The sequence below is a fragment of the Paenibacillus sp. SYP-B3998 genome, from assembly GCF_010820665.1.
Taxonomy (GTDB): Bacteria; Bacillota; Bacilli; order Paenibacillales; family NBRC-103111; genus Paenibacillus_E.
Map to the genome: position 1 here is coordinate 1 of NZ_JAAIKC010000008.1, position 13,253 is coordinate 13,253.

Sequence of the window (13,253 nt, forward strand, 5' to 3'; positions counted from 1 at the left end):
AAGAAACCGTCTCCTTTGAAATGGTTGGGTGGTACCTCCATTTTACCAAAGAACGGTTTCTTTTTGTTGCATAAAATGAAAAAGAGGCCCTCCCTCAGTCATTATTCATGACTTTTGGGACAGCCTCCTTTGTGCAATAAATAAGGCAGTTTCGTGATGGGCATAGCTTCCTAACTGTCCTACCGTATTCAATCAATGAAAGTTCGATTTAAGCGGCTAAGCAGCTCAACGAATTTCTGTCGATCTTCCGTTGACCAATCCTTCAGTAGTTTGTTGAAGCGATCTAATCGGGTTTGCTTCGTATTTTGCAGCTCTTGTTCGCCGTATTCAGTTAATTGAAAGAAGCTGGCACGCCCGTCTTCGGGATCGGGCAATCGCTCAACGTAACCCTTGGCTTCTAATGCTGCGGCTTGGCGACTAGCTGTAGACATATCCAAATGAAAAGCGTCAGCGAGAGCCTTTACACCCATCGTTCCATTTCGGGATAGCTCATAAAGCATAAGGTAATGGGAGCGTTCCAGATTCCCGAGTCTCTTATCGATAGCCGCTGAGGTAGCTCGGCGTACGAGTAAAGTTAGTTCATAGTCAATTGCTTTCAGATCGTTGTCTTCCATGCTCATGTTCATGTCCACCTTTTCGGCATATTGTCTCTATTGTAACGTAATTTTGGGGGGTTGACAGTCAAAATAGTAATTGTGTAATGCAAATATAACTATTTGATTGCTTATACTACCTTGTGATGGTGATTTGACAATCAACTTAGTGAGCGGGGGAGGCCCTGCTGAGGTTATTATTTTGTATGAAGCTGCCCTTGGCTTTGCATTGCAGTTGGACTGCTGTCAGGCGGCGAGCTCGGATCTATTTCTTGGCGTGGGCCGTTATTTGGCGCAGGTGTGTTAATGCTTATCGCTTTTCTTGCTATCTTGGCGCTGCTTCCCAAAATACCGAAGCCCGGTGTTTCACCCTGAGTTTTTGTTGAATGCGGGCCCGATTGCGGTTTTGTGTGGAATTGCTTTTATTCGGACTGGCCGTCACTACTTAAAGCCTATTGAACCTGCTGCTATGCATATCGATGAGTTCAATCGTGGTACACTATAGAAAAGTAATTCGATGTAGGTGAACCTATGACATTTGAAGAAGTTATGAGTAAGCTGGAAGAACTAGGAAGCGAGCAAACAAAGAAGACTTTTCTAAGGCATGGTGCAAGGGAACCGTTTTTCGGCGTAAAAGTCGGCGAGCTTAAGAAGCTAGTGAAATTCGTTAAAAAAGATCGTGAGCTAGCGTTAGCGCTGTATGAATCAGGCAATCATGATGCGATGTATTTGGCTGGACTTTCGGTTCAGCCGAAGACGCTTAGTAAAGATGAGCTTCAGAAATGGGCGAAGCAAGCTTATTGGCATTTGCTTGCTGAGTATACGGTAGCAGGTGTAGCAGCAGAAAGCGGTTATGCGCTTGAATTAGCTAGAGAATGGATAGCTTCATCTGATGAAATGATCGCTGTATGTGGATGGAGCACCTATGCGAACTACGTGTGCATGACACCGGATGAGCAGTTGGATTTTACGGAAATTCGCCTTCTCTTAGAGCAAGTGCAAACAACCATTCATACGGAGAAAAATCGGGTTCGTTATGCAATGAACAGTTTTGTTATCGCAGTAGGATGCTGTTGTGAAGCGCTGCATGAGGAAGCGATGGATGTAGCTCGTAGGATTGGAACCATTCACGTCGATGTTGGGCAAACGGCGTGCAAAGTTCCGTTGGCTGTCGAATCGATTGATAAAGTAAAGGCAATGGGCAGGGTTGGAACAAAGAAGAAGACGTGTATGTGTTAGGAATAAAATGTGGAATTGACGATTAGAAGCACGGCTGAAAGGGCTGCTGGGCTTGTAATCGTCTTTTTTATGCAATAAAAACAATTAAAACAATACAAAAAAAAGAAAATACATAGATTTTACGTGTATTTAATCTTATGATTACAAACGTCCTGTAACATAGATTTTAGAAAGAGCTTATTTCATTCATGAGGTGCTTCATATTAATGGAAGCTTACCTTGCGCTAGGTCGAGCAAACTTTAAACACAGATAAACTGGAGGCAGACAGATGATACAAGCAGTTGTTTTTGATTGGGCTGGTACGATGGTAGATTACGGTTGCTTTGCACCGTTGAATGTGTTCATGGAAGTTTTTCGTAAAAGAGAGATAGCGATTACGATCGAAGAAGCTAGAGCGCCGATGGGGCTGCTCAAACGTGATCATATCCGCGAGATTTTGCGCATGGAGCGAGTCGCTGGCCTCTGGCAAGCGCGTTATGGTGAACTTCCGCAGGAAGCTGATGTCGATGCGCTCTATGCCGATTTCGAGCCGATGATGCTTGCGGTTGTGCATCAATATGCAGAACCGATTCCAGGAGCGCTTGCGCTTGTTCAGCGTCTGCGGGAGCAGGGGATACGCATCGGCTCCACAACGGGCTACACCGCGGAGATGATGGCGATTGTGACCATGGAAGCAAAGAAACGAGGCTACTCGCCAGACCATCTGGTCACGCCGAATGACGTGCCTGCGGGGCGTCCTTATCCATGGATGATGTACAAGAACGCGACTGCGCTGAACGTTTATCCGATGTCTAAGATGGTCAAGGTTGGGGATACGGTTAGCGATGTGCAGGAAGGTGTTCATGCGGGCGCTTGGACAGTCGGCGTTGTGAAAGGCGGCAGCGAGCTGGGAATGAGCGAAGAAGAAGTGGCGACTTGCGGAGCGGACATTCTCCAGAAGCGAATGGATGTGGTAGCGACCAAGTTCCGCACTGAAGGAGCTCACTATGTGATCGATACGGTTGGCGATTTGGATGCGGTTATTGAACTTATTAATCAACGCATAGAAAGAGGAGAAAGACCATGATGATGAAAGCAACTGTGCATGTAAGCCAACTACCTGATAACCCTTATATCTTATTAACACCTGGCCCCTTATCCACAAGTAAAAAAGTAAAAGCAGCCATGCTCCGCGACTGGTGTACATGGGATCAAGACTATAATCAACTTGTGCAGTCGATTCGCAGCAGGCTCGTTCATATGGCTTCAAGCGACCCAGAGGCCTATACGACTGTATTGATGCAGGGAAGCGGCACCTTTTGTGTAGAAGCCGTAATTGGCTCCGTTATTCCTAGAAACGGCAAGATCCTTATTATGACGAACGGAGCCTACGGTAAAAGGATTGCGCAGATGGCGGAAGTACTCGGCATATATGCCATTGTGCTGGATGCTGGAGAAACGAGCCCGGTTAGCGTCAAACAACTAGATGAGATTTTGAAGGTAGACACATCCATCACACACGTAGCGGTCGTTCATGTGGAAACGACAACAGGCATGATAAATCCGGTTGCGGAAGTGGCGCAAGTGTCTAAGAAATATGGCAAGACAGTTATCGTCGATGCGATGAGTTCCTTCGGTGGAGTTCCTCTGGACGTTGCTGAACTGGGAATTGATTATTTAATTAGCAGCGCGAACAAGTGCATCCAAGGCGTTCCAGGATTTGGTTTTATTATTGCTCGTAGAGAGGCACTTCACAGCTGCAAAGGCATTGCACGTTCCCTGTCTCTAGATCTGTATGATCAGTGGGAAACAATGGAGCAAGGTAACGGCAAGTGGCGTTATACTTCTCCTACGCATACTGTACGCGCATTTGATCAAGCACTCACCGAATTGGATGATGAGGGCGGCGTGACGCAAAGATTTAATCGGTTCACTCTTAATCAGCGGACATTGGTCGAAGGAATGGAGAAACTCGGCTTCAAGACCCTGCTGTCAACTGACCTGCAATCGCCGATTATTACTTCTTTCTTATACCCTGATTCTCCTGTGTTTTCATTCGATGAGTTCTACGCGCGTATTAAACAGGAGGGGTTCGTTATTTATCCGGGCAAAATAACAGCGGCTGCCACGTTCCGTATTGGGAATATTGGCGATGTTCATCTAGCGGATATTCAACGTCTTCTGCAAGGTGTAGAGAAGCAACTTTTCTGGAAAACAACAAAAAACAACTAAATAAATATAAAAACAATATCTTAACTTGTATTTAATACTCATTTTACAAAACTATTTTATAGTTAAGGTATCAGGAAGAAGTTAACCAACTGATACATAGGAAAAGGAGTGGGGAAAAGAAATGAAGAAGTCATTCGTAAATGTAATTGCCTTGTCGATGGTTGTACTGTCCTTATCAGCATGCGGAGGTAAGGCAGCGAATCCAGCAGATGCATCCAAAGGAACTGCTGCGCCAAGTCCGGCTGCAAGCGCAAGCACACAAGCAAGTGTAGATACAACTAGCAAAGATTTAACGGTTTACACAGCTTTGGAAGACGATCAAATCAAAACCTATCTCACTACCTTTAAAGCGAAATACCCGGATGTTAAAGTAAACATCGTGCGTGATTCCACAGGTATCGTTACAGCGAAGCTGCTTGCTGAGAAAGATAACACACAAGCAGACGTTGTATGGGGGCTAGCGGCAACAAGCTTGTTGGTTCTTGATCAACAAAGCATGCTTGAGCCTTACGCGCCAAAAGGTGTGGATCGCATTCTTCCGGAATTTAAAGATAAAAATGCAGTAACCCACTGGGTAGGTATTGATGCCTGGGAAACAGCTTTTATCGTGAATAAAGTAGAAATGGAAAAACGTAAACTAGCGATTCCACAATCCTATGAGGATCTGGCTAAACCAGAATACAAAGGGCTAATCACGATGCCAAACCCTTCGTCTTCTGGAACAGGCTTCCTGACTGTATCTGGTCTTGTTCAACTGAAAGGCAAAGATGCAGCCTGGGATTATATGAGTAAATTGCATGAGAACATCGCGATGTATGTTCACTCCGGGTCGAAGCCAGCTAAATTAGCAGGCACTGGCGAATATCCAATCGGTATTTCCTTCGGCTACCGCGGTATTCAAGAGAAGAAGAATGGCTCGCCAGTTGAAGTGGTATTCCCGAAAGAGGGTTCTGGTTGGGACGTAGAAGCGAATGCGTTGCTGAAAAAGAAAGCTGTTAAACAAGTAGCTAAGGACTTCCTTGACTGGGCTATTACAGATGATGTGATGAAAGAATACAACAAAAACTACGCGATTCTAGCGATTAAAACAGATTCAGCCAAAACGCCAGACGGTTACTCTGTTGATCCCGTGAAACAATTGATCAAAAACGATTTGAATGATGCTGCGAAAAATCGTGATAGCGTTCTAGCTGAGTGGGACAAGCGCTTTAACGCGAAAAGCGAACCGAAAAAATAAGCGTAAAACCAATAAAACAGCTGACTGCGAACCAAGCTTTGCAGCCCGCTGTTTTTCTTTGAAGAGGCAGGAAGGGCATCATGAAGACGATGAGAATAGGCAACCTCGTCAGGGATCTTATACGAAAACGACTAAGAAAAAGGAGGCTCTTGTGATGACACAAGCTTACCTGACCATACAAGGCGTAGATAAATCATTTGGCTCTTTTAAAGCCTTAAAAGAGATTAACATTGAGATTCAAAAGAGCGAATTCATTTGCCTGTTAGGTCCAAGCGGGTGCGGCAAAACAACGCTGCTGCGTATCATCGCGGGGCTTGAGAAGCCCTCGTATGGTCGCATCACTGTAGGCGGTAAGGACATCACGGCACTGCCCCCAGCTAAAAGAAATTTCGGGATGGTGTTTCAATCCTATGCGCTATTTCCAAACCTAACTGCGTATCAAAATATCGCCTATGGGCTGCAAGGCAAGAAATTCTCGAAAAAAGAAATCGACGAGAAAGTGAAAGAAGTGCTCGCGCTTGTAGATCTGACGACCTTGCAAGATCGGTATCCAGCGCAGCTTTCCGGTGGACAGCAGCAGCGGATTGCGCTGGCTCGAGCCATCGTTTTGTCTCCTGATTTTTTGCTGCTAGACGAGCCTTTATCTGCTCTGGACGCCAAAGTTCGGGGCAAGCTGCGCGAGCAAATTTGCGATCTGCAAGAAAAGCTAGGCATCACAACGGTTATGGTGACGCATGATCAAGAGGAAGCGCTCACGATGGCGGATCGCATCGTCGTTATGAAGAACGCGGAAGTTGTGCAGATCGGAACGCCTGAACAAGTCTACGATGAGCCCAACTCCCCCTTCGTTGCCGACTTCATCGGTTCGATTAATTTCTTGGCCGGAGAGAAGGGACAAGGCAGTAACGGCGCTCACAGGAACATGGCCGTTAGACCTGAGCATATTCGCATATCTGCTCCTGGCTCAGCGACTGGGATTCCTGCGATTGTGAAGCATGTGGAATTCAGGGGGGCTTTCTATCGCTTGCTCCTCCAGCCTTCACGGGGCTACGGCAGCGAAGCGGGTGATCAACTTATTACTGTCGACGTATCAGCCCACGTATCGCATCATCTCCAATTAACGAAGCATTCGGAAGTTATGGTGGAATTTCCGCAGGAGAAGATGATTAACTTCGGCTCGCAAGCGATGGTGAATGTCTAATGGAAAAACAAGCCGTCATCATGAATCCGCCCATTCGACGCAGTTGGGGAGAGTTTTTATCCTTGCAAAATGTGCTCATCGTCGTGCTTGTTCTGACCTTGTCGCTGAGTACGCTCATCCCTCTTATTTTGTTATTTAGCAAAGCCTTTCAGAATACCAATGAACAATTCGTTGGATTCGCGAATTTTATTAAATACTTCTCGACGCCTTCATTGGCGCAATCGTTAACGAATACGATTTGGATCTCAGTTCTTTCAACGTCGGTGGCCGTTGCACTCGCTTTCGTTTATGCTTACGGGATAAGTCGGACAGCAATTCGCGGCAAAAGCTATTTTCATTACATCGCGCTGCTTCCGCTATTCGAGCCTACCATGATGCACGGTATCGCCCTGACCTATTTGTTCGGCAATCAAGGATTGCTCACAACAGGATTCTTCGGCTTGCTGCCTACGGGCTTGCACATTCCGATTTACGGGCCTGTCGGCATTGTCATTTCGGAAGTTATTTACTTGTTTCCGCAGGCGTTTCTAATTTTTATCACCGCTTTATCGATTACCGATCAACGCCTTTATGAAGCGGCGGAGTCGCTTGGCGCGGGTAAATTCAAAACATTCATGACGGTGACCTTGCCGTCCGTTAAATATGGCTTAATCAGTGCTATTTTCGTTTGCTTTACGGCAAGCTTCACCGATTTTGGAGCGCCGCAAGCGATCGGCGGGAAGTTTAACGTACTGGCTACCGACATCTATAAGCAGGTTATCGGCCAGCAAAATATGTCCATGGGTGCGACGGTTGGCATCTTATTGACCATTCCGGCCATTATTGCTTTTGCAGTGGACCGTTTCGTAGATCGGAAGCAGCGTTCGATGCTTTCATCGAAGTCTACGCCCTATCAGATTCCTGCGGGCGGCCTACGGGATCGCATTTATCGTGTGTTTTGCTGGGTCATTTCGATTGCGATTTTGATTCCTTTAATCACGATTTTGTTCGCCTCGCTCATCAAGGTATGGCCTTACAATTTAAGTGTGAGTTTGAAACACTATGACTTTTCGAATGTGGCGGGATCAGGTCTTGAGCCATTTTGGAACAGCATAAAGGTATCGCTGATTACCGCAGTAGTGGGTACGATCATTACCTTTGTATTTGCTTACCTGATTGAGAAGTCACGTACGATGAAAGGGATGCGACAAGTCGGTTACTTCTTATCCGTTTTGCCGCTTGCTTTACCAGGGATGGTTATTGGGTTGGCTTACATCTTCTTCTTCAACGATCCAAGCAATCCCTTGAATTGGATTTATGGAACGCTTGCTATCATCGTGCTTGCGAATATTACCCATTTCTACGCGGTGCCGTTCATTACAGCCACAACAGCGCTCAAAAAACTCGATAAAGAGTTCGAGCTTGTTTCCGAATCGATGCGGGTTCCTTTTTACAAAACGTTTTTGCGGGTTACTGTACCTATGTCCCTGCCAGCTATTGTTGAGATTGCGATGTATTTCTTCGTTAATTCGATGGTTACCGTTTCTGCGGTTGTTTTTCTGCGGTCTGCGGATATGAACTTGGCTGCCGTTGCCTTGGTGAACATGGAGGATGCCGGGGATGTAGCTGCCGCTGCAGCGATGTCTACCTTAATTGTCGTGACGAATATTATCGTCCGCATGATCTATGAACTGATTTTGAAAAAAGTGAAGAAAAAAACCTCAGCTTGGCAAATTCATAAGTAAAACCATATAATTACATTAGGATATTGCATAGGAACTGGGGGCTTGAAAAGAGATGTCTTTGATTGGCGAAGAGCGGAAGGATTATATCCTGAACCAGCTCAATTTGGAAGGCAAGGTAAGAACGAACGATTTGGTTGAGAAGCTGAACGTGTCTTCGGAGACGATTCGTAGATATATGGAAGACCTCGAAGAGGAGAACAAGCTGAAGCGGGTGTACGGCGGCGCCGTGAAGATCAATCTTTCTCGCGAGGAGCCCTCTCATTTGAAAAGGGAAGTGCTGTATGCGGATGAGAAGCGCAAAATTGGCCGGGCCGCAGCAACGCTGGTTGAGGATAATGACGTTATTTTCATCGACGATGGAACGACAACGCTTCATATGATTGACTATTTGCTGAACAAGAAGAACATTACGGTTCTTACGATATCTGTTCCGGCCCTTTATTTATTGATTGATTACAAGAATAAGGAGCTGTTCTCGGGCGATATTTTCTTTATCGGAGGTAAAGTAAGCTCAATGCAATCGCGGGTTGCGGGTTCACTTGCCGAAAAAATGGTGGAAAATTTCTACGCTGATAAAGCGTTCATATCTATCGATGGCATCATGATGGATAAAGGCATTACTGGCTTTGACGAAGAGCGTGGCCAGTTAGCTAAGAAGATTATGGAGCATTCCAAGACGAGTATCGTCGTCACGGATCACTCCAAGTTTGGACTTGTGCAATTTTATAAAATCGCCGATTTGAAAGAAATTGATTTGATCGTAAGCGATGTTCCTGCGCCTAAGGAATGGGAAACCTATTTATCGAAAAAAGACGTAACTTGGGTTGCGGCTACTTAAGTGCTTTTGAATGTTAGCAGGTCGGCTGCAAAAGCATGAAGAAGGCGTGAGATCGGCCCGACAGGTTCCGCTATGTAATTGAACGCGATCATAAACAAGTTACAGCGGGCATCAGTGGCAAGTAACATGACAAATACCCCTCCTGGAATACGGAGGGGTATTTGTTTTGTTTAAAACAACATAAAAACACTTTAATTACGACATTTACACAAAATTAACGTGTTTTTAGTTGTTTTTACTTGTATATTTGACGTGTGAGTCACAGAAATGATGCGTAATTCAAACTTGCCGAGGGGGAATAGGCTTGAACATGAGGGAACGAACGGAGATTGCCGCCACAGTCCCAGAGTCAATTTGGGGGTCATGGAAACAGCGGATAGAGGCGCTGGGAACGATTGAAGTCATTCATCCAGCCAGCATGGGGTTGGTCATGATGAAAGCGGAGGAATCCGTGGCGAAAGAAGTGTTCCATGTTGGGGAAATTTTGACGACGGATGCTACGCTAACACTGGATGGGGTATTAGGGTATGGCATCGTTATGGGCAATCATCCAGACAAAGCGTTTACGTTCGCTCTTCTCGATGCCCTTTACCATAGTACGGACAAGAAATGGATAATCACGAAGCAGGGAATCGATGCCGAACTGATGCGGCAAGCAGAAGAACAGAAACAGCAAAAGCAGCGCCACTATCAACTGATAAAGCGGACCATGGTTAATTTTGAAGTCATGGATGCCGAATAGGAGGCTTCGATGGGTACAGGTACAGTTCAGCATGACGAAAGAATTCACTATACACAGCGTTTGTATCGTTCACTGCTAGATACGATGGCTAGACCAGGGAGCCTCATTCAACTTGAACCTTATGCCTATAGCGGCTGTCCGAGTGAGCATTACTTTAGGATTGGCATCGCACTTACCTTATTGGACCAAGAAGTCAGCTTTCATGAGACAGCAACGGAGAAAGAGTTAACGCAGCACTTACAGTTGTTGACCCGTTCTACGGCAAAGCCGCTTAGCGAGAGCGATTATATATTTGTACAAAGTGGCGAAGCTCCTGACTTGACGGAAGCGAAGCGTGGCACAGATTTGTATCCTGACCAAAGCGCGACGATCGTCTGTCAGGTGAAACGAATTGCTCAGGATGGCAACGGCGAAGTCAGACTAAAGCTCAAAGGGCCAGGCATACAAACAGCTCGTCAGCTCAGTTTAGATGGATTTAGCCCCGATTTGCTGCCTGAATTGATAGCCAGTAGCGAGCAGTTTCCACTTGGCTTGGATTGGATTCTTGTGGATGCTGAGGGGCGATTATGTTGCTTACCCAGAAGCACCAAGATCGTGAAGGAGGCGTAAGGTATGGCTTATGTAGCAGTTAAAGGCGGTCAGCAAGCGATTAAAGAGGCGGAGAAGCTGCTTCATTATTATCGCTTAAAGGATGGGGAACAGCCCATCGCGATTAACCAGATTCGCACACAGATGCGGCTTGCCGTAGATAAAGCAATGAGTGAAGGCTCGCTGTACGATCCTGATCTAGCTGCACTTGCTTTAAAGCAAGCAGAAGGAGATGCGATCGAAGCGTCGTTCCTGCTTCGTGCGTTTCGCTCCACGCTTCCGCGCCAAGCGTATACGCTCGCTATAGATACCTCACAGATGGAAATTGTTCGCCGTATTTCGGCGACCTTCAAGGAAGTGCCAGGCGGCCAATATTTGGGCCCGACGCGGGATTACACCAAGCGCCTGCTGCGGATGGAGTTGACGGAAGAAACGGATACCGAGGCGCAGGAAAGGTTGGCTGTGTTTTTGAAAGAGTTGAATCTTGATGCGGCCGCACTGGCCTCTGAAGAAGTTCCTACGTTCCCTCGTGTGATTGATTTGCTAAAAGAGGAAGGCTTGATTGCGGGGGCTCAAAAAGTGACGTCCAACGCAGCGGGAAGTGTTGACGACATTACCCGCGATGCGATCTCCTTCCCGGCCTCCCGCTCCGTTCGCTTGCAAGCGATGTCGCGCGGTGAAACGGGCGCCTTGCTCGCTTTTGCTTACTCTAGCGTGAGAGGTTACGGTGACGTGCATCCCACGATTGGAGAGCTTCGCGTAGGGTACGTTCCTGTGTATATGCCGCATCCGATTTACACAGAGGAGACAATTGCGCTAGGAACTGTGCTTGTGACCGAGGCAGAGATCGTTGTGCGACAGCAGGATGAAACGACGGACGGCGCAGCGCAGTTCGCAGTCGGCTATGGCCTATGCTTCGGACATAACGAGGACAAGGCGATTTCAATGGGGATTTTGGATCAAACGATGCAGGCTGAGAACCCGACTTCGCCCGCGCAGGATGAGGAATTCGTTCTTTATCATATCGATGGGATTGAATCTTCTGGATTCATCTCCCACTTCAAGCTGCCGCATTACGTTGATTTTCAAGCGGAGTTACAACGAGTTCGCTCGATTAACAGGCAGGAGGAGAACGAAGGATGAGCATGTACAACTATGGCTTCCTTGATGAGAATACCAAGCGCGAGCTGCGCAGAAAAACGCTGAAGGCCTTAGCGATCCCAGGATACCAAGTGCCTTTCGGCTCTCGCGAAATGCCCGTGGCACGCGGATGGGGAACAGGCGGACTTCAAGTTACCTTATCGCTAATCGGTCATGGAGACATATTGAAAGTCATTGATCAGGGCAGCGATGACAGCGTTAACGCGTGCAATCTTCGGGATCTCATCAGTGAAACGAGCGAAGTGGGAACGACAATCGATACGTTGGAGGCTACGGTCATTCAAACTCGTCACCGTATCCCGGAGGAAAAGATGACGGCAGAACAGATTCTTGTATTTCAGGTGCCGACACCGGAAATTTTGAGAACCGTGGAGCCCAGTGAGCAGGAATCCCGCCGCATGCATGCAGAGCGAGATTACAGTAGATTATGGGTTCACTTGTACGAGGACATTGTGCAATGGAAAGAGATTCGAATCTCCTATGATTATCCCGTTCTCGTTAACGGTCACTATATTTGCGATCCATCGCCAATCCCAAGGTTTGACGTGCCGAAGCTGAATCAAGCCGAGACATTATTCTTGTTCGGAGCAGGTCGCGAGAAGCGAATTTACGCGATACCGCCGTATACGGATGTTGTCCCGCTGCAATTCGAGGACTACCCTTTCGAAGTCGAGAGCTACGAGACAGGCTGCGAGAAATGCAGCAGCACGCACACTTATTTGGAGGAATCGTTCGGTGCAGGGACAGGTCAGCGGCATCTGTATTGCTCGGATACAAGCTATTGTGGGAAGCGACAGCTTCGAGCGCACAATCAACCAGTCGAAATAGGAGTGGGTTGGAATGGATAATCGGGTAACGATTCGAAATGTTAGTAAAATTTACGGAAAAGGCTGCGGCAGCTGCGTAGCGCTCACGGGCCCTGAGTACGCTCGCAATCGTTGTCCCGTATGTGGGACGATCGTCGCATGCGCAGACATTGGCTTTGACGTGTACCCTGGAGAAGTGCTAGGGATTGTCGGCGAGAGTGGATCTGGCAAAAGCACACTGGTTAAGACGCTTTATTTCGATGAAGTCCCGACTACTGGGGAGTTTTATTTGCAAGATTTTGAAGAGGGGCGCAGTAATATTTATGGGCTTAACTCCTTGCAAAAGCGCTACATTCGCAATCATCTCATGGGCATGGTGTATCAGAATCCTCATCTTGGCTTGCGTCTTGATTATTCCGCAGGGGGAAATATTGCAGAGAAGCTGCTTATGGCCGATTGGAACCACGTTGGCGACATTCGCGAGCGTGCTAGTGAACTTTTGACGAAGACACAAATCCCGGTAGAGCGGATGGATGATAAACCCAAATACTTCAGCGGAGGCATGCAGCAGCGGGTGCAAATTTCCAAAGCGTTGGCGAACAATCCGCCGCTCTTGCTGCTCGATGAAGTAACGACTGGACTTGACGTTTCTGTTCAAGCGTCTGTGCTCGATCTGATTCGTCAGATTCAACGTGAGCTAGGTATCAGCATGATCGTTGTATCTCATGATTTCTCGGTTATTCGCATGCTGACGAATCGCACAATTGTGATGAAGAACGGGCGGATCGTCGAGCAAGGTTTGACGGATCAAATCATGGAAGACCCACAGCATGCCTACACCCAGCTATTGATCAACTCGTTGATTTAATGGGATGAAGCTTACGGAATCAGTTTTGTAACGAAAAAGCGAAA

At 47.0% G+C, this 13,253-nt stretch carries 14 protein-coding genes and 1 pseudogene; 13 read left to right on the forward strand and 2 right to left on the reverse strand.

The genetic code is table 11. The features are described from left to right. Positions 1 to 188 precede the first annotated feature (188 nt). Positions 189 to 614 carry a MarR family winged helix-turn-helix transcriptional regulator gene (locus GK047_RS19065; protein ID WP_163950887.1) on the reverse strand — a complete coding sequence of 142 codons (426 nt, stop codon included), beginning with the start codon at positions 612 to 614 and terminating at the stop codon, positions 189 to 191. A 148-nt stretch (positions 615 to 762) separates the two neighbouring features. On the opposite strand from GK047_RS19065, the pseudogene GK047_RS19070 reads away from it, so the two are divergent. The 8 genes and pseudogenes from GK047_RS19070 to GK047_RS19105 form a co-directional block, all read left to right on the forward strand. Beyond that, positions 763 to 953: pseudogene (locus GK047_RS19070) on the forward strand (MFS transporter); the annotation flags it as partial. A gap of 171 nt (positions 954 to 1,124) precedes the next feature. Next, complete coding sequence (locus tag GK047_RS19075) at positions 1,125 to 1,832, forward strand: DNA alkylation repair protein (protein ID WP_163950343.1); 708 nt, start codon at positions 1,125 to 1,127, stop codon at positions 1,830 to 1,832. Positions 1,833 to 2,101: 269 nt separating this feature from the next. Then, a complete protein-coding gene (gene phnX, locus GK047_RS19080; RefSeq protein WP_163950345.1) occupies positions 2,102 to 2,899 on the forward strand; it encodes a phosphonoacetaldehyde hydrolase in 798 nt (265 codons plus the stop codon). Positions 2,900 to 2,901: 2 nt separating this feature from the next. Next, the gene (gene phnW, locus GK047_RS19085) at positions 2,902 to 4,044 is read left to right on the forward strand and encodes a 2-aminoethylphosphonate--pyruvate transaminase (RefSeq protein ID WP_205516892.1); all 1,143 of its coding nucleotides are present in this window, start codon (positions 2,902 to 2,904) and stop codon (positions 4,042 to 4,044) included. 121 nt (positions 4,045 to 4,165) lie between these two features. After that, on the forward strand, positions 4,166 to 5,281 hold the full coding sequence (locus tag GK047_RS19090) for a putative 2-aminoethylphosphonate ABC transporter substrate-binding protein (RefSeq protein WP_163950349.1): 1,116 nt from the start codon (positions 4,166 to 4,168) through the stop codon (positions 5,279 to 5,281). A gap of 154 nt (positions 5,282 to 5,435) precedes the next feature. Beyond that, a complete protein-coding gene (locus GK047_RS19095; RefSeq protein WP_163950352.1) occupies positions 5,436 to 6,482 on the forward strand; it encodes a putative 2-aminoethylphosphonate ABC transporter ATP-binding protein in 1,047 nt (348 codons plus the stop codon). Beyond that, positions 6,482 to 8,206 carry a putative 2-aminoethylphosphonate ABC transporter permease subunit gene (locus GK047_RS19100; protein ID WP_163950356.1) on the forward strand — a complete coding sequence of 575 codons (1,725 nt, stop codon included), beginning with the start codon at positions 6,482 to 6,484 and terminating at the stop codon, positions 8,204 to 8,206. The genes GK047_RS19095 and GK047_RS19100 overlap by 1 nt, the downstream gene beginning before the upstream one ends. Before the next feature lie 52 nt (positions 8,207 to 8,258). Beyond that, on the forward strand, positions 8,259 to 9,044 hold the full coding sequence (locus tag GK047_RS19105) for a DeoR/GlpR family DNA-binding transcription regulator (RefSeq protein WP_163950359.1): 786 nt from the start codon (positions 8,259 to 8,261) through the stop codon (positions 9,042 to 9,044). Here GK047_RS19105 and GK047_RS30205 read toward each other — a convergent pair. Further along, the gene (locus GK047_RS30205; protein ID WP_275901695.1) at positions 9,041 to 9,172 is read right to left on the reverse strand and encodes a hypothetical protein; all 132 of its coding nucleotides are present in this window, start codon (positions 9,170 to 9,172) and stop codon (positions 9,041 to 9,043) included. The two genes, GK047_RS19105 and GK047_RS30205, sit on opposite strands and share 4 nt — an antisense overlap. A 182-nt stretch (positions 9,173 to 9,354) precedes the next feature. On the opposite strand from GK047_RS30205, the gene GK047_RS19110 reads away from it, so the two are divergent. The 5 genes from GK047_RS19110 to GK047_RS19130 are packed head-to-tail and all read left to right on the forward strand — an operon-like array spanning position 9,355 to position 13,209. Beyond that, on the forward strand, positions 9,355 to 9,786 hold the full coding sequence (locus GK047_RS19110) for a phosphonate C-P lyase system protein PhnG (RefSeq protein WP_240344055.1): 432 nt from the start codon (positions 9,355 to 9,357) through the stop codon (positions 9,784 to 9,786). Positions 9,787 to 9,795: 9 nt separating this feature from the next. Next, positions 9,796 to 10,395, forward strand: coding sequence for a phosphonate C-P lyase system protein PhnH (phnH, locus tag GK047_RS19115; RefSeq protein ID WP_163950364.1), 600 nt, complete (start codon positions 9,796 to 9,798; stop codon positions 10,393 to 10,395). A 3-nt stretch (positions 10,396 to 10,398) separates the two neighbouring features. Further along, the gene (locus tag GK047_RS19120) at positions 10,399 to 11,517 is read left to right on the forward strand and encodes a carbon-phosphorus lyase complex subunit PhnI (protein ID WP_163950366.1); all 1,119 of its coding nucleotides are present in this window, start codon (positions 10,399 to 10,401) and stop codon (positions 11,515 to 11,517) included. Next, entirely contained in the window at positions 11,514 to 12,383 is an 870-nt protein-coding gene (locus GK047_RS19125) for an alpha-D-ribose 1-methylphosphonate 5-phosphate C-P-lyase PhnJ (protein ID WP_163950369.1), read from the forward strand. Before GK047_RS19120 ends, GK047_RS19125 begins: the two co-directional genes overlap by 4 nt. Then, positions 12,376 to 13,209 carry an ATP-binding cassette domain-containing protein gene (locus GK047_RS19130; RefSeq protein WP_163950372.1) on the forward strand — a complete coding sequence of 278 codons (834 nt, stop codon included), beginning with the start codon at positions 12,376 to 12,378 and terminating at the stop codon, positions 13,207 to 13,209. Before GK047_RS19125 ends, GK047_RS19130 begins: the two co-directional genes overlap by 8 nt. Positions 13,210 to 13,253 lie beyond the last annotated feature (44 nt).